Below are 19,078 nucleotides of genomic sequence, written 5' to 3'. Positions count from 1 at the left end.
CACGTGTCACCACATTCGCGCCGGTCACAGCGTCGATACCGCGCCGCCTGTGACCAGCCATCCGCAAAAGCATCGCCAATAACTGGATCTTCTGCCGAAACAGCGCGCCGGTACGGACGGCGCACGATGCTCGCCGCGGGCGCCGCCGCCTTAGGGCTACCCGCGCTCGTAGCATGCGGCAGCCTATCGGCAGGAACGAACGTCAACTCCCAGCCCGTGATCCCGAAATCCGACGGCCCGGTCACCCTTACCTATTGGGCCTGGGTGAAAAACCTGCAAAAAGTGGCCGATATCTTTAACGCCACCCAGGACCGCATTCATGTGAAAGCGACTTGGATCCAAGGCGGAGAATCCGGCGGATATGCAAAAATCTTGTCCGCCGTGGCCGCCGGAGGCGGTCCCGACATCGCCCAGGTTGAACTTCGGGCCATCCCAGACTTCGCGCTCGCCGGGGCATTGGTCGACCTTGCGCGATACGGCGCTAAAGATCACGAAAAGCTTTTCGCCCCATCCGCCTGGTCGCAGACGGTAATCGGCGACGGTATTTACGGCATCCCGCAGGACACCGGCCCCGGCGCCATGTTCTACAACCGCGAGGTGATGTCCGACATTGGGGCGAGCCCCCCAGCCACCTGGGATGAGTTCCGCACGCTGGCAGCCCTGGTGAAAGACTCAGGTTCTGGCCGCTATGTGGAGACTCTAAATCCCGGCGACGGTATGTATCTCGCATTCCTCGTGCAGCAAAGCGGTGCCACCTGGTTTAAGCCCCACGGCTCAGCGTGGGAAGTCGCAATGACCGATGAACGCACCATGGAGGTTGCTGAGTATTGGGACCGGATGCTCGGCGACAAACTCATCTCCACCGCGTACGGAGCGTTTTCGACACCGTGGATGTCGGCCGCAGGCAAAGGCGAGGTGCTCTCGTACATCGGCGGATCCTGGGGCGACGCGCTCATCGAAGGCCTTCCCGAAGGAGAAGGGAAATGGGCCGCGGCCCCGATGCCAAGGTGGCCGCACGGTTTCGCATCCTCGCAGCTGGGCGGTTCCGCCGCAGCCGTGCTCGCCAACTCAAAACACCCTGCTGAAGCCTTGGAGTTCCTGGTCTGGATGTGTTCTACCCCCGAAGGCATCGACGCCATGATCGAACACTGCGGTATCGGCTGGTCGCCCGCCAAGGACTACATCGGGGCCAGCCGAGAAAAACCCTCCGCATACTTCAGCGGCCAGAACTACAACAAAGAGGTCATTGAGCCGATGGCTGAAGGGCAAAACCTTCACTGGATGTGGGCGCCGATTGTTCAGCGAGTCAACAGCCTGCTCAGCGACGGTTTGCGTGCCCGGATCTCCGGTGGCCCCTCTCTAGTGGATTTCATGCCCACGGCGCAAAAGGAAGTTCTTGGCATCATGCGGGGACTTGGGCTCGATGCGGAGGAGGCGTCATGAAAAACAAAGCTGCGCCGTGGATTCTGATGGCGCCGTTTCTGCTGCTGTTTGTTCTCACAATCATTGTGCCGATCATTATCGCCATTCAGCAAAGCTTCCTCACGGTCTCTCGGCACGGCCTAGTTGGCAATGAAGGGTCCACCACCAGCTTCGCTGGGTTTGACAACTATATTCAGGCGCTGAGTAACCCGAACTTCGTGCATTCGATTGGTCGCATGATCGTATTCGGTATCGTGCAGGTCAGCGTCATGATTATTGCGGCAACGGTACTCGCTCTGCTGCTAGAGAGCGCATCCGCGGCCTGGCCTTGGCTGTTCCGCACGGCCTATTTCCTTCCCTACGGCATCCCCGGGGTGATCGCGACGATTTTGTGGTCGTTCCTGTACGTGCCCGGTCTGTCGCCCGTGGTCGATGTGCTCAGCTGGACGGGCATCCAGGTTGACTTCCTCAGTCCAGAAACCGTTCTCTGGTCTATTGCCAACATTGTGACCTGGACATATACCGGGTACAACATGCTGATTATCGTGGCGCAGCTGAAATCTATTCCCCCGGAGATTTACGAAGCCGCGAAGATCGACGGCGCCGGACCGCTGCGCATCGCCCGCAGTATTCAAGTTCCATTGATCCGCCCCGCGTTACTGCTGACCATCATCTTCTCGATCATCGGCACCTTGCAATTGTTCGCTGAACCGCAAGTGCTAGCGGATGTGGCTCCAAGCATCGACAAAGAATTCACGCCGAACCTGTCCGCATACACCTATGCGTTCCAGTTCCATGACATCGGGGTGGCCTCGGCCCAAGCGGTGTTGATTGCGCTCGCCGCCTTCATCTTGTCGGCAGTTGCGCTAGCTATTTCGCATCGAGGAGGACGGAAATGAGCTCGGGACCCAATGCGACATCCTCGCCCCAGCAGGAAGCACCCTCCTCAGCCCCACGTGTGGGTACTAGCTCCGGTGCATCTGGGGTGGCTGGTGCGGCAGAATCAAAGGCTGCGGCGGCGCGTCCGCGCCGAGTGCGACGCGAAGCTGGTCGTAGTGCCGCCTCGCGGATCATCGTTACCTCGCTTCTATCGGTCATCGCCCTGTACTTTCTCGTTCCGCTGTACTGGGTGATTATTAACGCCACAAAATCCTCCGAAGATCTGTTCGGATCCAACGGTTTCTGGTTCGGGCACAAGTTTTTGCTCTGGGAAAACCTCAAGGACGTATTCACGGCGAATGACGGTGCATTCGTGCGGTGGGGCCTCAACTCCCTGCTGTACGCCGGACTTGGGGCACTTCTCGCCACGTATTTTGCGGCCGCCTGTGGCTATGCGTTAGCTAAATATCGTTTCCGCGGACGCAATCTCATCTTCGGTTTCGTGCTCGGTGGTGTGCTGGTTCCGGGAACGGCTGTGGCGCTCCCGCTGTTTTTTGTCTTTAACATGCTTGGTCTGACCAATACGTACTGGTCGGTTCTCATTCCCTCTATGGTCTCGCCCTTCGGCATGTTCCTCGCTCGGATTTATGCCGACGCCGCGATCCCCGACTCCCTGCTTGAATCGGGTCGGCTGGATGGGGCGGGTGAGCTCAGGATTTTCCATTCACTCGCACTGCGACAGTTGGCGCCGGCGCTCGTCACGATTTTCCTATTCCAGTTTGTTGCGATCTGGAATAACTATTTGCTGCCGCTGGTGATGCTGGCCGATGAATCGCTGTACCCAATCACGCTCGGACTGACCACGTGGAACGCGCAGACCAACCGGTCGCCAGAGTTCTACTCACTGACTATTGGTGGTGCGCTGGTCAGTGTGATTCCGCTGGTGATCCTCATGCTGATTCTGCAACGGTTCTGGCGCGGTGGCCTCACCGAAGGCTCCGTCAAGGGATAAAAGAACGCCCTGAACAATGCGCTGAGTATTGTTCTGGCCGGGTTCGCCCTGGCAAGGCGTGAGCGCTGTGCCAGGGATTAGGTGCACTCTGCAGAGGATGGTCGCGCGCTCTGCCGGCGATGGTCGCGCGAGTGGCGGCAGGTACGGCCGCGCGCGTCTTGCCAGGGATAATAAAAAGGCTCACCGATGGGATCGCAGGAGAAAACCATAGACCATGACGACATCACGTACAACCTGGACTTTTCATGTCGTCGATTCGCTGACCGCTGTCTTCGCGGACGGCCTAGAGCGCAGTAGCGGCGATCCTAAGCATGACGTTTCTCCGCTGATAGCGATTCCCGGGGAGATCGTCTCGGCGCAGGTGGCGTACCAGCCTCCGACAACCCCCTCATTCCTACTGAGCGATGGGATGCGGGCACGCATTGAGGTTCCTAGTGGTCTCGACGTGCACGCCTATGCCGTGGACCTGGTGCCGTGCGATCTGCCCGCCTATGAGGACCACGACGACGGCTATGTGCGCCCGGATCCCGGTCTGTTCCCCGACGTGCTGCGGCCGCTTCCCACAACCGATGATGGGCAGGGACACCTCACCGTCGAAGGAATTCCCGCTGTCCTCGGGCAATGGCGCAGTCTCTGGCTCGATGTTCGGGTTCGCGATGATGACGGTGTCGATATTGAGCGTGACGCGGCGCTCACGGTCACGCTTTATGACCCGGCGGGAGAGGCACTCGGGACAGTTATCCAACCAGTTCGGTGTGCTCGACGCGCGCTGCCGCCCCTGAGCATTGCGCACACCGAGTGGATTCACCTCGACGGTATCGCTGCCTATTACGACCACGATGTTTTCGGTCCGGAGCATCGGCGCGTGTGCGAACGGATTCTGGAAGCTGCCGTCGAGATGGGTGTGAACACCGTGCTCACCCCTGTATGGACCCCGCCCTTGGATACCGCCGTCGGTGCTCGGCGCCAGCCCACCCAGTTAGTCGGGATTCGTGAGGTCCCGCCATGCCACGCCGATAACGCAAAAGTCCCGCAGACCACGCGGAACGCTCCATCGGGCGAGGTGGATCCTGCCCGGGCGATGGAAGCCGCACATACGTCCCCACAGGTCGCCGTGGATTCTGTGCGGTACGAGTTCGATTTCTCGCTGCTGCGATGGTGGGTTGAGATGTGTCGGCGGCTCGGCATCACAACGCTGGAAATGCCACACCTGTTCACTCAGTGGGGCGCGACCGCATGTCCCTCGTTCTTGATCGACTCCGGCAATGGCCCGGAACCCGCATTCGGATGGGATGTGCCCGCCACCGACCCGTCTTACCGCAACCTGCTTAAGCAACTGCTCCCTGCGCTGATCAACGAACTCACTGATTGCTGGGATCCACGGCGCATTATTTTCCATGTCTCCGATGAACCCGGCGCCTGGGCTCGTCAGGGATACCAAGCGGCGCGCGGCGTGGTCACAGACCTTCTGCGAGGATTTAGGACGGCAGACGCGGTCAGCGAAGTAGACATGCTTGAAGTCTTGGATCTTCCGGTGATCGCTACTGACCACGCTGACGCGTTCTTGTCCCACCCTCGGTTGGCTGATCAGCGCAATGATTTCTGGTTGTACTACTGCATGGCGCAGTCCAAAGACGTCTCGAACCGGTTCTTCGCCCAGCCCCGTCCCCGGCATCGCGCGATCGGTGTGCAGCTGTGGTCCACGGGAGCCGCCGGATTTTTGCACTGGGGTTTCAACTTCTACAACACCCAGTTGTCGAGGCGATCAACAGATCCTTTCCGCGATACCACAGCCGGGGCGGCTTTCCCTGGCGGCGATACCTTCGTGGTTTATCCGGGGGAGGGCGGCCAGATCTGGAGGTCAGTGCGTCACCGGGTGCTAGCCGACGCCTTCGTCGACCATCGCCTGCTGACTGCGGTGCAAGCTCAGCTCGATCCGGAAGAATTCGCACGGCTACTCGGTCCGTTTGCCGATATTGATCTGCGCCGCTACCCGGTGGACGGCAGGGCTTATCACGACCTGCGGGCGCGGCTAATTGCTGCGTGGGATGCGGTTGATTAGTGCTCTAATGATTGCTTGCCCATGCATGGCCGGTAACCAGTGTGACCGGCAAGCTGGTTATAGCCGGCAATCTGGGGATGACCGGCAAGCTAGGTATGGCTGGCAAGCTGGGTATGACCGTTGACTTGTGCGTGATCGGTGATCGGTGATTGGTGTGACCTGTGATCGGGGCGTTGCTGCCGATCCGGTACGCCGGCAAAACTACGGCAGTTCGGCGTGCCGGTGCCACCATAGAGCTGCCTGCACACGCGAGGTTACATCTAGTTTGGTCAGCACATGTGCGACATGACTCTTCACCGTCGTGGTCTCGATAAATAAGGCGCGCCCAATGTCGTGGTTGGAAAGCCCTTCCGCGAGCAGACGCAGCACATCCCGTTCACGGGGGGGTAAGGCTCGAAATGCGCTCGGCGTGGTTATCTGCCGTGCAAGACGGATCTTTATCTGCCGTGTCAAACGGGTGGCCCTCGGCGCCGCTAGTTGGGGTGCAGGGTGGTGGGTTGTGCTCGCCAGCATTGGGTGCCGACGAGTCAGGCGTCAGATGGCAAACCACGGCCCGCGTCACCTCCGGAGACAACACGGCGTCCCCTTCGGCCACTCGACGGATCGAGTCGACGATGCGGTGAGGTTCCTCCGTTTTCACGAGGTACCCGTCGGCGCCGGCACGCAGTGCGGCAAGCACATAATCGTCGAGATCAAAGGACGAGATGACGAGAACCTTCACCCCGAGTGCGCGCAAATCCGGGGTAATCCCGATCCCGGTCGCACCAGGCATACGCACATCCACGAGCGCGATATCAGCCGGGACGGTTTTGGCGAGTTCAACCGCGGATGGTCCGTCGCATACTTCGCCAACCACCTCCAAACCGTCAGCCGTCTCGACGATCAGACGCAGACCCGCGCGGACGGCGGCGTGGTCGTCCGCGATGAGGACGCGTAGTGCCGATCGTGCCGAACCTGCTACGGAGCGAGATGGTCTCGATACAGCTGTGTGATCAGGGATTTTACCGGTCGGCTGGGTGGTCACGATGCGGTCTCCTCATAGGTCATGTTGACATCAACGGCGCGGGAACGGGTGGGGAAAGTGGCGTGCAATTCCCACCGGCGGAGGCTGTGGGGCTGCTCGGTCTGCGGCTTTGCTACGACGTCGGCGGCGCGTGAAAACACTCCGGTGGTGAGATCGCCACCGACCGCATGTGCGCGGTGACGCATCGCAATAAGCCCGCGACCCGATCCAGGGATAGCCTTTGTGCCCTGATCGCGTAGGGCATTCCAACAGCTCAACTCGACGGTTTTCTCATGGACGCAGACCCTAAACCCGCGCGGTGCTGCGCCGTGAGTGAGAGCATTGGTCACAGCCTCGGAGGCAATGCGCAAAAGCGCGGTGCGAATCGCCGGGTCGACCAGATCGGGGTCGTCAATCGCGGGATCAATCTCGCAGATCGTGCTTTTATCTGTTGTCGTTGTCTTTGTCGTTGTCGCTGGGGTAGTGGTCGCAGGTGCAGGTGCAGGTGCAGGTGCAGGTGCAGGTGCAGGTGCAGGTGCAGGCGCCGGCGCGGGCACCGCAGTATCCGGTACCCCACAACAAAACCGTGAGGCGATATCATCCCAGGTCAGAGCGGTATCCGTCAGGGGAGTGAGCTCGTCATCGGTGTGAGCAATAGGACTGTCGTGAAGCACGGTGATCAGCGAACGGAGGTCTTTTAACGCCGCTACCGACGCACTCCGGGCAGTGGCGAGAGCTTTGGTCCGGACCTCATCGTCGGCGATTGAACATGCGGCCCCGGTTTGCAGAGCCACTGCCGACAGATGCCCTGCGACCACATCGTGCAGGTCACGCGCGATTCGACGTCGTTCCTCGACCACGGCCCAGGCTGCGGTTTGGGCCGCGAGCTGACGTTCGGACTCCGCGAGCGCCGCTGCTTGGGTGGCGAGTCGCTGCTGCTGCGCGGCCACTTTCTGTTCGCTTCGCGCGAGCTCATGCGCGACCCGGGCGGCATCGCGATGCTGGCGGACTTCCCACGGCCAGGCCAGCGGCATCCCCCAGACGATAAGGGCAACGAACACGATTACGAGGACCTGATACAGGTCGGTGACGTGCATCAACATCCATACCGTTTGCCCGCACCCGAGAACACAGACGGCCACGGTGACGCGCCGCGCGAATCTAAGGCTTCCCTCCAAGATGGCCCGGTACAGCGCCTCATAAAGCAGGATGATGGCGGCGATGCTGCCGGTCACTAAAATCTCGACGACGCTGATCAGACCCGTGGTCAGCACGGTGACGAGGGGACAGCGGCGTCTCCACAACAGCCCTAGGCAGGCAATCCCGAGCAGAATCGCGGTGACTTTCAGCGGCCAGTGAGGTATTCCCTCGAGTAGTCCCGATGTAGAGAATGGCCCGGCGAGCACCAAGGCAACAATGGCAGCGTAGGTCAGTGCCCCGGCAATATCGCGGCCCCAAGACATGCGAGTTGCTGTGTTGCCAGTCTGCGCGGTCCCGTTATCCTCAGGCTGTTCAGCCCGGGTCGTCTCGATGCCGACCGCTATAGCGCCCGGAGCTGCTTCGGACCCGGGTGCCCCTAAGTGAGACATCCCGAGGCTGCGAGCCCTACCAGCCTCGCTGCGACCTCCGTCAGCCTCGCAGCGACCTCCGTCAGCCTCGCTGAGAGGCACTCCGGCGTACTCGTCTTGGCGTTCCGTCACATTCTTGAGAGTAGCCAGTTTCCTCTGCCCCGGCGCTCCCACATGTCGTGGTGCATGATCTGGCGCTCGTATCTCATCCCTTGGGAGGAGACCGATTCGGCGATGCCCAGATGACCAGGTTCCCGGACGCTGGAATCTCATGCTTTTAGCGGGCGATATACCGGGGTGTGCCTGGAGACCATAGGGACATGTCGTCGCTCATTATGTCCGTGACCGGTATGGATACCGGGAGCCTGCTGGGTCTGCTTGCGCTTGCCCTGGTCGATTCGACCAGTGTCGGCACCCTGGTGATTCCGCTATTGCTGCTCATGGCGCCGGTATCGCGAGGGCGGCTTGTTGGCCGCGTGGTGCTGTATCTCGTGACGATCGGTGTTTTCTACTATCTGCTTGGACTTTTACTTGCACTGGGCCTGCTTCCCGCAGTGTCGTCGGTAGGGCCGCTGCTGGATTCCGTACCGGGGAGAGTAGGCATGATTGCCGTCGGTGGTGTGTTGCTGCTGTGGTCTTTGTGGCTCGACCCCAAGAAAGTAGTGAAACGCGGAGGCGATCCGGAAGCGGGGGTACGGCGCTGGGTTGAGCGTTCGGGGCGTGCCGCTGCATCTAGCTGGGCGGTGATGGCCCTTGCGTTTGCCGCCGGTCTCCTGGAGGCGGCGTCTATGCTGCCGTACATTGCCGCCATCGGAATTATGGGAAACGCGGGAATATCGTTTTTGAGCGTGGCCGTGGTGTTGGCCGTGTACTGCGTGGTGATGATCGCGCCCGGCCTGGTGCTGGTGGGGCTGCGGCTTATGAGTGGGAGTCGCGGTGACGAGCTGCTTGGCCGGATCCGAGAGTGGTCGGTGCGTCAGGCTCCTAGTGCGTTTTCCTGGGCGGTGGGGATCATCGGCGTCGTGATCGGTGTGCGCGGCGTGCATGGGTTGATCGGCTTCTAAACAGCTGAGAGGTACGTTCGGTTGCCCAGTTCGAGAACCACATAAACTGCGGCAGCAGGATCAGGATCACCCCGGAGGAAAAGAGTGGGGCGGCGGTCACATCGACCAGAAAATGCACTCCGAGATACATGCGCATTGAGCTCACAAACGCAATTGCTGCCACGCCCAGCACCGCCATCACCGTGGCAGCGCGGCGCATACGGGCGCGGATCAGCAGGACGACGGCGGCCATTGCGAGCGCGCCGATAAATGCGGTGTGTCCGCTAGGAAATGAGTCATGGCCGAGCTCTGCTTTTAACGGTTGGAGTTCTGCTCCGGGACGGTGGCGTCTGACGATGAGTTTGGGCAGGGCGGCGCCGGTCCATCCGATAGAGGTCATGGCTCCGAGTGCGAAGGCGTCATTGCGACGGTGCGCAGTGAATAAACCGATGCAGATGACGGCGAGGATGACCGGGGCACCTTTGGGCCCGACTCCGATATCGACAGCCCAGGCGAGGAGGGTGATAGCAGGAGTGCGGTGAGCTGCTAGGGCTGCGTCTAGGGAGGCTTCCCCGGTGGAGACAGCGCCAAGGGTGGTGACGATAGCCCCCGCTGCCACCGCGATGATCACCATCATCAGTCCGATTCCGGGGACCCAGGTGCGCCACCATAGGGCGGTGGGAAGCGGCCAGCGCAGCGATTGCTGATCCATATGGGTCGGGCAATGGGCTTTGCTGAGCGCGGGTGATGGCATGGGGGCGATTGTGGTCAGGTCGGCTGAATAATCGCTGGGAAATTTCGGTATTTAGCTGCCCGGTGTGTGCCTGGTGTTCGAGGGGGCGCGATGCCTGCTTCTATTTCTTTTTCACCAGGTAGAGGACAGTTCCGCCGATGGCCGCGAAGAGCGCGAGAACCGGGACGGCGAGAAGAGCCAGCTCGCCAAATTCAGGCACGAAAAGGGACGGTGCGGTGGCCATTACCTGGTTCATGCCTGTACTCCTGACACTAAGAGAGAAAACTACTGTTCACGGGACATGCATGAAGTTCATGCAGGCTTGTCCAGCACAGGTAGATTCTATGTCGCTGGACGCTGCTCTGCCTAGGCTCGGCGACCCTTTTATTCAGCGGAATTGAGCTGCTGGCTGATCCGAACCAGCCACACCACCGACCCGGCAACCGTCACCACCCCGGAGAGCGTCGCTAACACGAGAGCGATGATGCAGATCGACCGATCTGCGAAGCGTCATTCCATGAACCTGAAATATGTAGTGGATGTTGCATGCAGAATGGGCTGTGGGTCGATTAAAGACCCATAAAGTCTCGTAGCCACCTGTCGATGTTCCGCATAGTCTCGTCGTCTACGACCCCTATCGTCCCTAAGAAGCGGTCGCGAGTGACGGTTCGAGGCTGCTCTGTCATCGCATAGGTTGGCTGCTTGACGTTGAGATATGGGCCTCGAAGTAGAACATGATTCGGCCATCCTCGATTCTTCGATGTGGCGGGAAGGATGATCGCGAGGGTGTCGGCTTGCTCAAGGTAGAGATTGCTGGAGATTACGAGAGCAGGACGCCTGCCAGCTTGTTCTCGCCCCCGGACCGGATTGAGATCAGCCCAGACCAAAGTTCCGCGCACGAGATCGGTCATTAGGCTTGATCTTTCGCCGATGAGACGTCCCATACATAAAATTCATCCCAATAATCATCGTCAGCAGTCCTGAATGCTTGACCAAAGGCTTTCATGCGTTGTCCGCGCTCATGCTCATCGAGGAGGGCCTCAATGAGGCCCGCCGCTGTCACCCCTTGTTCCTGGGCGTCGCGGTTTACTCGGTCCCGGAGCTCAGTTGGGACTTTGATTGTCGTCATTCCCATGAGATTGAGTATACCTATCCGTCTACTGGATTGGCTACTACTCTTGCCTCAGTTTGCGGAATTGAGCTGCTGACTGATCCGAACCAGCCACACCACCGACGCAGCAACCGTCACCACCCCGGAGAGCGTCGCTAACACGAGAGCGATGAGCCCGATCACAGCGGTACGCCACATCGTGCTGAGGTTCGCGATGTTGACCACGCCGACAGAACCCGATTCAGCGCCCGTGCACTGCACGATGTAGGTGCCGTCTTGCGGAGCCGTGACCCATCCGAGCAGTCGGCTGTGGTCCTGGTTCTCCATGTCCCACTCGTGGCTGTGCGGAAAGTTCAGGGTGTGCAGATTGAGCTGTCCCGCAGGCCCTGAGACCATGCAAGTGGGGTGAGGGGCGGAATGTTCGTCCGCGCCGAACAGCGCGATGGTATCGCCCTTGTGCAGAGATATCGGGGTTTCGGGCGTGCTGATGAGTCCGTTGGTGACGGCTGCGCGTGCCGGGCTCAAAATGGCGACAGCGAACGCAATGACGGCACCGATCACGAGCACCGTCGTGATGAGGAATGAAATCAGTGCGGTCAGTCCCGCTGCCCGGCTGAGCTTACGGACAGGGCGTTGCGCAAGTGGCGGCGTGGCGAACGACGATTCGTCATGCGAAGGCGGAGTTGCGGCGTTGTCGCTGGCGACAGGGGTGTTGTTCATACTGATTAGAGTATGGACGTCGACTGTCCGGCTGAAGGCGGGAACCCGGAATTCTTCCGGGGGATTTCCCCCAGACGGACGCAGACATGGTGAAGAAACTGGCAGGCATGGTCGAAAGACCGCTCGTGTCACGGGGGATGTCTGATGTCCGGTTGACACCGGGATACTTCGCGGGATGGAATCGAACCACTATGAGCCACGATGACGCGCGTTCCATACTGTCAAACCTCCAGGTGACCGGAACGGTCCGGGGCACCATGAAGTTCCCGGGAAATGACCGCAGGCCACACCGCGTCTCCTGGGACCAGCGTTCCTTCTTCGTCGACGGTACGCGGCTGCATATCTTCTCCGGCGAACTGCACTACTGGCGACTGCCCTCGCCCGGGCACTGGCGAGATATCTTCCAGAAAATGCGCGGAGCGGGCTTTAACGCCGTCTCACTCTATTTCTTCTGGGGCTTCCACCAGAGCGCACCGGATGGCCCGTTTGACTTCTCAGGTATTCGCGACCTCGATCTGCTGCTGACCATGGCGCGGGAAGAAGGGCTCTATGTGATCGCCCGTCCCGGCCCCTACATCAACGCCGAAATTTCGATGGGGGGCCTGCCCGCGTATATGACGAACCGACCTGGTCCGTTGCGCGGCCTGGACCCGGACAATCTGCGTGACAGCCTCGCCTGGATGAGCGCGGTTACCGACATCATTGCGCGCCATCAAGTGAGCAACGGCGGTGGCAGCGTGCTCATGTACCAGGTTGAAAACGAGATGCTCACTGATCAGGGGGACCGTGCAGAGTTCGTGCGGATACTCGCCGATCATGTGCGCAGCGGCGGGATCGCCGTGCCCGTCTTTCATAACGATTTCGCGCTCGGCGGTCGGTTCAGCGATGTTAAACAGTATGGATTGGATTTTTATGCCTACGACTACTATCCCCTCGGTTTTGACAGCACAGCGTCTCGCGGGCTGATCGGGGAATCCGAGAGCACTGCCCGCCGGCATACTTCGTCCTCTCCGCAGTTCATCACCGAATCGCAGGGTGGCACTTTCACTCCGTGGGGTGCGAATGTCGACATTGCTCAGGCGGCCCGGTACGTCGATGGTGCCTTTACCCGGCAGTGGGGTGTGCGCAATATCGGTAATGGTGTCACCGCGTTCAATTACTACATGGTGTTTGGGGGAACGAACTGGGGTTGGACCGGCTCCCCGTCGTCGGGTTTCACCAGCTACGACTATGGGGCTGCGATTGACGAGAACCGCGTGGTGACGCCGAAACTCGCAGTACAAAAGGAACTTGCCGCGTACCAAGATGCGCTGCCGGACCTGGCGTCTATGCGCCCGGTCGCACCTGCCCCGGTGAAAGATACCAGGACCTCGGGTGCGGGGACTGAAAGCACAGGCGGCAGGGCTGCAATCCATGGTTACCAGCGGATCGCGACCGACCCGGGCGTGCTTGCCGCCACCGCGCACGGCGCCCCGAGGATGCTCGGATACCGGTTGGCGGACTCCAACAGCGAATCCGAGGTGTCCTTCACCATCTCTCTCGATTTGGCACCCGCATCTGAGGTCCCCGACCTCGCCTCAACCCTGCGACTGGATGACCGGAACCCACAGGTGCATTTCGAGGGGTCCTGGGAACAGGTGAATGATTCGTCAGCATATGACGGCACTCTCACCCGCTCCGCCACTGCGGGGGATCGCGTGACCTGTTCGTTTAAAGGCGTCGGGGTAGATGTCATTCTCGGAACGGGCACCGATCACGGAATGGCGAGAGTGATCATTGACGGCACTGACCGGGGCACCATCACCGGTTGGGTGCCCACCGATCAAAATCGCCCCACGCAATTTGTTGCTCTCCAGGTACGGGATCTGCCGGCGGGGGAGCATTCTCTGAGCATCGAGGTCCTGGGCACACCGGCCACGGGAAGCCGGGGCAGCGTGGTCGCACTGGATGCTTTAGAACTCGTGGAGCCCAGCGCTTCAGCACAACCGAACACCAGTGCTGCTGAACAGCCAAGCGTGAATGCTCAGGCGCATCCCCACACCGGGTTGGGGGAGAGCCCATCGGACGGGCATCGCCCGTCACCTACTCAGGCTCAGCAACCAGCCACTGATCGGGATCACCCGCGCTGGGAGCGCATTCCTCAGCGCGCCGGTGACCAGTTGCACCTGCACGGTCGGGATGCCCTATTAATGGCTGCTGATCTGCGGATAGGTGAACATCGGCTGCTGTACACCACCTCTCAGCTGTTCGGTGAGCCGCTTTCCCGGGTGATTGGGGGCCGCGCTGACAGCGGGAATGCTGATGCTGGCGCCGATCGACAGCGATCTACGGTGCAGTACCTCGTTGGCTATGACGGCGACCCCGGCGAAACTGTGCTGCGCTACGACCAGCCTCCGGTGGTGACTGCGTCGGGTACAGGCGCTGCCGAAGTGGAGACGACGTGGGATGAAACGCGTGGCGAGCTTCGGCTGAACTACCGGCATGGAATGCCGGAGAATGAAACCCAGGGCGACGGCGCGAGGCTGGCCGAGCATCCCGTCAACTCCAAACCCAACGCCGGTGCTAGCCCCAACACCAACGGCGAATGCGACGGCGCCGGTGTTCACGCCGGCGTGGATGTCTGTAACGGCGAAGATATCGCGATCGGGCGGGGCGGTTTTGAACGCGGGCACGGCGGTCTCGACATTCGCATCGATCCGGCCCCGGGTGATGTCGCAGCTGCCCATACGCTGGTACTGCGACCAATGGGGCGGGCACAGGCCGCGAGCGTGTGGTTCGTCCGCGGTGAGGCGTCGGATGCGATTGATCTGCAGGCCATTGATGCGGACGGAAATACCATCGTGGTGGTTCATGGCGCTGAATTCGTGCGCGGCGTTCTCATCGACGGGCAGAGCGCCCATGTCACCGGCGGAATGTGCAAGCCGGGCACGATATATCTGGACTGCCCCGACGGCATCACCGAGGCCACCTGGAACGGGCAAAAGCTCGCTGGTGGTGTGAGCAGCGGGGAGGATGTCGATTCGGGTAAGACGAGGGATGTCGGGTCGGATAGCCCGGAGGTTGCCGGTCTGAGCAGCGCTGAGGCGTGCGGCCAGGTGCCAGGCCCGGTGTCGGTCAGCGCCCCTGAGCTCACCTGGATCGCCCGCCGTGACGACGATGAGTTCCGCCCTGATTTCGACGACTCGTCCTGGCAGGTCGCGGATTCGACGGTGGGTTCCACGCCGTGGCAAGGCCCCGGTACCCAAGGCGTGGTGCTGGACTCGAATCACTACGGGTTTTACGAAGGCGCCGTATGGTATCGGGCGCGGTTTACGCTCGCCGATCTGCCAGGTGACGGCGGTCAGCTTCGCCTGATCGGCAACGGCGGCACTGGTCAGCCTCCGCACGGTAAAGCCCCGGCGTTCATGCAGGTTTGGCTCAACGGCCACTATCTCGGCGCTGCTACCGCCGACGGCACCTGGCAGACCCTGCCTATTCCGCCCGTGACCAGCAAGGATACGGGTGTGCCTTCAGATAGGGTCGAGCCCGTAGAGACCGGCGCGCAGGAATGTGCTGGGCCTAATCTAGCGTCGGGCTATGGCCCCGGTGCAGAGCACGACTTCGCTCCGGGCCGTGAAGTGGTGCTGGCGGTTTTGGTGCACAATCTCGGGCAGAACCTTGACTGGTCAGACGATGGACTATCCAGGCAGAACCGAGGGCTGTTCGATGCGGAACTTCCCGCCACCGAGGCCGTGATGTGGCGGCTGCAAGGGGCGATCGACCGCGATACCCCTTGGGATACCGCCCGCACGATCTACAACGTCGGGGGCCTGGGCGGAGAGCGCCACGGTTGGTACCTCCCGGAACTGCCCGCTGACCCGGCGTCCCATGCAGCAGCAGCTGACAGCGCAGGTGTCCCCGCTGGCTGGAGCTCTACGAGCAGTCTGGTCGCCGACCGGCCAGGGGTGTGCTGGTATCGCGCATCGGTCACACTCGACGTGCCGACGGACCAGGACACCGCATGGCAACTGGTGATTGACTCCTCCCGGTTCGAGGAGGGCCGCCATGATCCCTGCCAGATCGTGCTGTTCGTCAACGGCTGGAATGTCGGGGTGTTCATCGGTGATATCGGACCGCAAAATGCCTTCACCGTACCGTTGGGCCTGCTGAACCAGCGCGGTGCCAACACGGTGGTTGCGGTGATCAGTGCGAAAGCGGCAGGTGCGGGCCCAGAGGCGATCCGGCTCGTGCCGGTCCATTCCTCGACCGGGGCGCTGCACAATCTTCCCGAGGTGGTTGCGCCGCGCCGGTTGCTCGATAACTCGGGCCTGGCCTGTGTAGTTCCCACGATTCAGAATCTGACGGCTACCAGCGGTAACCCGTTCCGTCTCACCCCCACCTCGCGGATTCTGCTGCGCCCGGTGCCCCCGGCCCCGCACAATCAAAACTCCACGCCGCGCGGAGACATCCAATCCTTAACCGCAGATGCTGAGCTTCTGCGCCGCGACCTTAGGGGCATTACCGGGCGGGATCTTCCCGTGGTGACCTCGCAGGATGAACCGTCACCGCAACCGGGAGACATCGTGCTCGGGTACGGAGAGGTCGTCGGCACCACCAGCCCGGAGGCTTATCGGATTGTGGCCGGTGACTATCTCGATCTGCGCGGAGCTGGCCGGGATGGACTGTTCTGGGCAACCCGCAGCGCGCTCCAGGCGCTACGGGTCAATACTGAGATTCCCCCGGCGGTTGCGGTCGATGAGCCAAATAAGCCAGTGCGAGGTCTGCATATTGATGCCGCGCGCAAATATTTCGATCTGGACTGGCTGATTCGGCAGGTGCGTCAGGCCGCCTACGTGAAACTGAATGAACTCCAGCTTCATTTTTCCGAAAATGAAGGTTTTCGGGTGGAGTGTCGGTCGCACCCGGAGATTATGTCCGGTGAGTTTTTGACTCGGGACGAGGTGAAGCAGCTTGTAGCAGAGGCTGAGCACTATCACGTTCGGATTGTGCCCGCGCTCGATGTGCCCGGTCATATGGCCCAGATCCTCGCGCAGAACCCCGAGTATCGCGCCGGTGACAGCGACGAAGGCCGGAAGATCCTGGACTACTCCAATCCCGAGGCACGACAGCTTTTGTGGGATCTGCTGGAGGAGTTCGTGCCCCTGTTCCCTTCGCGATCCTGGCATTTGGGCGGTGATGAAGTCTTCAGCATGGAGGAAGTGTCCGCCGATGACCCCGCATCGTGGCAGGCACCGCTGGCTGCTCGTTATCCGCAGCTTGCCGCGTATGCGATTGATCAGGTCGGGGAGGGTGCGAGTGTGCTCGACGGGTACACGTATTTCCTCCACGAGGTAGCTACCCGCTTGCGCGTGCTCGGAGTGCAGGAGGTGAGGGCCTGGAACGATGCGTCCTATCTTCCCGGAACCTGTCTGGGTTTGGATCCACACATCACGGTGATGTACTGGACGGCCTGGCATCGGGCGTTTGCGCCGGTGGAGCGCTTCGCTGAACGCGGGCACACGGTGATCAACACCAATGACTCCCGCTTCTACTATGTAGTGACCACGCCGGGTCGCGCCTACGACGTACATCCGACGGCAGCCGCAGCTTTGAATTGGTCCCCCGGTATCTTCTCCACTCGGCCCGCGCCGTGCCCCGACCATGGCCAGATTCCGCAGAGTTGGCTGGATCCCACGCCCGCATGGATTACGGGTTCCTATTTCGCTCTGTGGTGCGATGCGCCCGAGGCTGAAACGCCGGAGCAGATTGAGGACGGCATGCGTCTTCCGTTGCGCGCCATGGCTGAACGGGTGTGGAATCCGGGAGGGATTGAGCGCCGTCGCTGCGCAGGCTCAGGGGTGCAGAGATGCGGGGCTGATGGACTGGATACTCAGGAAATTTCGGTGTGGATCCGTCGAGCCACGGTCATCGGTGATGCCTGAGCCGATCTGCTCCCGCGTGTAACCGTCACGCCTCGACCATCAAAGCTGCCCTGGCTGTCAACCGTCAGGGCAGCTTCTGCCCGTGCTGTCGCCCAGGCCTTGACCTTTAGCTATCAAGCCGGCTTCGGCCCTACCCCCGCTTGGCTTTGTCGGCTTTCTTCACCTCGGCTAAAAACTCGGTGTGCCCTGCCGCTGGTAGCCATCCGCGGTTCACCACCCGCCGCTGCCACCACGAGGCACCCACCACCAAAATCGCGGCGATGATCAGGGTGAGGATAATTCCGATGATGGGGCCAGCCTGTATGGCGTGGCCGATGAGTGTCCCATACCAGCCGAAGTCGGCGTCGCCAAAGGTGGTGTTTGCAAACCCGAGGGAACCGAGCACTTTGAGTAATAGGGCGGGGAGGACGGTGATGATGATGCCGTTGGCAAATGCGCCGCACATCGCGCCGCGGCGTCCGCCGGTGGCATTGCCGAATACTCCGGCAGCTCCGCCGGTGAAGAAGTGCGGGACCATCCCGGGCAAAATGAGGGCGAGGCCGAATAGCGGGCCGAAAATTAACGCTAAGGCGCCCAAGGATAGCAGGCCACCTGCGAAGGAGAAAATAAAGCCGATCAGTACTGCATTGGGTGCGAACGGGAACACAATCGGGCAGTCCAAAGCTGGGACCGCCCCGGGGACGACTTTCTCGGCGATGCCCTGGAATGCGGGTACTAGCTCGCCGAGTATGATGCGCACCCCGTAGAGGATGATGGCAACCCCAACCCCGAACATCAGGCCTTTGGTGAGAGCAGTGACCACGTATGCGCCGACGTCGGGGGAGTTAAACAGTTTTAAAGCGGCAGGAGTTCCGGCGCGCAGAAGGTAGGCCACGCAGAACACCGCGTAAAACAGCACCATTGATAGAGCGGTAGCAACCATGGAGTCGCGAAGGAAATGCAGAGATTGCGGCAGGCGCATATCTTCGGTGGATTTTGAACGACGTCCCACGGCCTGACCGATAGCGCCCGACACAATGTATCCAAGGGTTCCGAAATGGCCAATGGCGAGCTTGTTGTTCCCGGTAACTTTTTTCATCCACGGATGTGCCAACGCGGGCATGACCACCATGATGGTGCCCAGGAGGATAGCCCCGACCACCACCTGAATAACTGAGCTGACCTTCGCGGTTGCCAGAACCACGGTGAGCATGGTGGCCATAAAGAACACGTGATGGCCGGTGAGAAAGACGTACTTCAACGGGGTGAAGCGGGCCAGGATGATCGCCACCGCGAATCCAGCGATCATCACCCAGGCGGTGATGGTGCCGAATTGATTTTGGGCGATGGAGACGATGGCTTCGTTGGTCGGCACAACTCCCTGCGCTCCGGTGGCGCCGAGAATCATCTCCCCGAGCGGCTCCAGGGACGAGGTGACTACGGATGCACCGGCGGACAAAATCAGGAATCCGAGCACGGCTTTCAGCGCGCCGCCGATGACCTGGCCGGTGTTGCGTCTCAGCGCGATCAACCCGATGGCCACCACGATCCCGACCAGGAACGCGGGGACCGACAGAATCTGGTTAACGATGAAACTCGCGATGGCCAGGACAATCCCCATCTCA

General features: G+C 61.0%; 15 protein-coding genes. 6 read left to right on the top strand and 9 right to left on the bottom strand.

Going from position 1 to position 19,078, the window contains the following annotated elements:
• Positions 1-3: 3 nt before the first annotated feature.
• The 4 genes from BN1724_RS06735 (at position 4) to BN1724_RS06720 (ending at position 5,375) form a co-directional block, all read left to right on the top strand.
• Positions 4-1,443 carry an ABC transporter substrate-binding protein gene (locus BN1724_RS06735; RefSeq protein WP_231928180.1) on the top strand — a complete coding sequence of 480 codons (1,440 nt, stop codon included), beginning with the start codon at positions 4-6 and terminating at the stop codon, positions 1,441-1,443.
• Positions 1,440-2,321, top strand: a complete 882-nt coding sequence (locus BN1724_RS06730; RefSeq protein ID WP_058234742.1) for a carbohydrate ABC transporter permease — start codon at positions 1,440-1,442, stop codon at positions 2,319-2,321. The genes BN1724_RS06735 and BN1724_RS06730 overlap by 4 nt, the downstream gene beginning before the upstream one ends.
• On the top strand, positions 2,318-3,313 hold the full coding sequence (locus BN1724_RS06725; protein ID WP_084252837.1) for a carbohydrate ABC transporter permease: 996 nt from the start codon (positions 2,318-2,320) through the stop codon (positions 3,311-3,313). The genes BN1724_RS06730 and BN1724_RS06725 overlap by 4 nt, the downstream gene beginning before the upstream one ends.
• 214 nt (positions 3,314-3,527) lie before the next feature.
• Entirely contained in the window at positions 3,528-5,375 is a 1,848-nt protein-coding gene (locus BN1724_RS06720; protein ID WP_058234741.1) for a DUF4091 domain-containing protein, read from the top strand.
• A gap of 201 nt (positions 5,376-5,576) precedes the next feature.
• Here the strand turns inward: BN1724_RS06720 and BN1724_RS13290 are convergent, their stop codons facing one another.
• From BN1724_RS13290 to BN1724_RS06710, 3 genes are read right to left on the bottom strand one after another with little or no spacing between them, the layout of a single operon-like run.
• The gene (locus tag BN1724_RS13290) at positions 5,577-5,744 is read right to left on the bottom strand and encodes a response regulator transcription factor (protein WP_231928179.1); all 168 of its coding nucleotides are present in this window, start codon (positions 5,742-5,744) and stop codon (positions 5,577-5,579) included.
• A 7-nt stretch (positions 5,745-5,751) separates the two neighbouring features.
• A complete protein-coding gene (locus BN1724_RS06715) occupies positions 5,752-6,399 on the bottom strand; it encodes a response regulator (protein ID WP_058234740.1) in 648 nt (215 codons plus the stop codon).
• Positions 6,396-8,078, bottom strand: coding sequence for a sensor histidine kinase (locus tag BN1724_RS06710; protein ID WP_058234739.1), 1,683 nt, complete (start codon positions 8,076-8,078; stop codon positions 6,396-6,398). Before BN1724_RS06710 ends, BN1724_RS06715 begins: the two co-directional genes overlap by 4 nt.
• A gap of 188 nt (positions 8,079-8,266) precedes the next feature.
• Here BN1724_RS06710 and BN1724_RS06705 point away from each other — a divergent pair, with 188 nt between their 5' ends.
• Complete coding sequence (locus tag BN1724_RS06705; RefSeq protein ID WP_231928178.1) at positions 8,267-9,010, top strand: GAP family protein; 744 nt, start codon at positions 8,267-8,269, stop codon at positions 9,008-9,010.
• Here the strand turns inward: BN1724_RS06705 and BN1724_RS06700 are convergent.
• The 5 genes from BN1724_RS06700 to BN1724_RS06685 all read right to left on the bottom strand — a co-directional run bounded on the left by BN1724_RS06700 (position 8,958) and on the right by BN1724_RS06685 (position 11,553).
• Positions 8,958-9,743 carry a phosphatase PAP2 family protein gene (locus BN1724_RS06700; RefSeq protein WP_058234738.1) on the bottom strand — a complete coding sequence of 262 codons (786 nt, stop codon included), beginning with the start codon at positions 9,741-9,743 and terminating at the stop codon, positions 8,958-8,960. The two genes, BN1724_RS06705 and BN1724_RS06700, sit on opposite strands and share 53 nt — an antisense overlap.
• A 100-nt stretch (positions 9,744-9,843) precedes the next feature.
• Positions 9,844-9,978 carry a hypothetical protein gene (locus BN1724_RS13430; protein ID WP_269447054.1) on the bottom strand — a complete coding sequence of 45 codons (135 nt, stop codon included), beginning with the start codon at positions 9,976-9,978 and terminating at the stop codon, positions 9,844-9,846.
• A gap of 313 nt (positions 9,979-10,291) precedes the next feature.
• Complete coding sequence (locus tag BN1724_RS06695; protein ID WP_058234737.1) at positions 10,292-10,633, bottom strand: type II toxin-antitoxin system PemK/MazF family toxin; 342 nt, start codon at positions 10,631-10,633, stop codon at positions 10,292-10,294.
• Complete coding sequence (locus BN1724_RS06690) at positions 10,633-10,857, bottom strand: ribbon-helix-helix protein (RefSeq protein ID WP_058234736.1); 225 nt, start codon at positions 10,855-10,857, stop codon at positions 10,633-10,635. The genes BN1724_RS06695 and BN1724_RS06690 overlap by 1 nt, the downstream gene beginning before the upstream one ends.
• Positions 10,858-10,905: 48 nt before the next feature.
• Positions 10,906-11,553, bottom strand: coding sequence for a hypothetical protein (locus tag BN1724_RS06685; protein ID WP_058234735.1), 648 nt, complete (start codon positions 11,551-11,553; stop codon positions 10,906-10,908).
• Positions 11,554-11,744: 191 nt separating this feature from the next.
• On the opposite strand from BN1724_RS06685, the gene BN1724_RS06680 reads away from it, so the two are divergent.
• A complete protein-coding gene (locus tag BN1724_RS06680; RefSeq protein WP_157085794.1) occupies positions 11,745-17,474 on the top strand; it encodes a beta-galactosidase in 5,730 nt (1,909 codons plus the stop codon).
• 130 nt (positions 17,475-17,604) lie between these two features.
• Here BN1724_RS06680 and BN1724_RS06675 read toward each other — a convergent pair whose 3' ends face one another.
• Positions 17,605-19,074: a PTS ascorbate transporter subunit IIC gene (locus BN1724_RS06675; protein WP_058234733.1), complete on the bottom strand. Its 1,470-nt coding sequence runs from the start codon at positions 19,072-19,074 to the stop codon at positions 17,605-17,607.
• Positions 19,075-19,078 lie beyond the last annotated feature (4 nt).

This window comes from Devriesea agamarum, from assembly GCF_900070355.1.
Taxonomy (GTDB): domain Bacteria; phylum Actinomycetota; class Actinomycetes; order Actinomycetales; family Dermabacteraceae; genus Devriesea; species Devriesea agamarum.
Note: the sequence above shows the minus strand (reverse complement) of the source record. Positions and strands in the feature narration are given on the sequence as shown.

Coding starts and splice junctions, on each gene's coding strand:
- BN1724_RS13430 (WP_269447054.1), bottom strand. CDS start 9,978: ATGAACCAGGTAATGGCCACCGCACCGTCCCTTTTCGTGCCTGAATTT.
- BN1724_RS06725 (WP_084252837.1), top strand. CDS start 2,318: ATGAGCTCGGGACCCAATGCGACATCCTCGCCCCAGCAGGAAGCACCC.
- BN1724_RS06730 (WP_058234742.1), top strand. CDS start 1,440: ATGAAAAACAAAGCTGCGCCGTGGATTCTGATGGCGCCGTTTCTGCTG.
- BN1724_RS06685 (WP_058234735.1), bottom strand. CDS start 11,553: ATGAACAACACCCCTGTCGCCAGCGACAACGCCGCAACTCCGCCTTCG.
- BN1724_RS06675 (WP_058234733.1), bottom strand. CDS start 19,074: ATGGGGATTGTCCTGGCCATCGCGAGTTTCATCGTTAACCAGATTCTG.
- BN1724_RS06680 (WP_157085794.1), top strand. CDS start 11,745: ATGAGCCACGATGACGCGCGTTCCATACTGTCAAACCTCCAGGTGACC.
- BN1724_RS06690 (WP_058234736.1), bottom strand. CDS start 10,857: ATGGGAATGACGACAATCAAAGTCCCAACTGAGCTCCGGGACCGAGTA.
- BN1724_RS06705 (WP_231928178.1), top strand. CDS start 8,267: ATGTCGTCGCTCATTATGTCCGTGACCGGTATGGATACCGGGAGCCTG.
- BN1724_RS06700 (WP_058234738.1), bottom strand. CDS start 9,743: ATGCCATCACCCGCGCTCAGCAAAGCCCATTGCCCGACCCATATGGAT.
- BN1724_RS06720 (WP_058234741.1), top strand. CDS start 3,528: ATGACGACATCACGTACAACCTGGACTTTTCATGTCGTCGATTCGCTG.
- BN1724_RS06695 (WP_058234737.1), bottom strand. CDS start 10,633: ATGACCGATCTCGTGCGCGGAACTTTGGTCTGGGCTGATCTCAATCCG.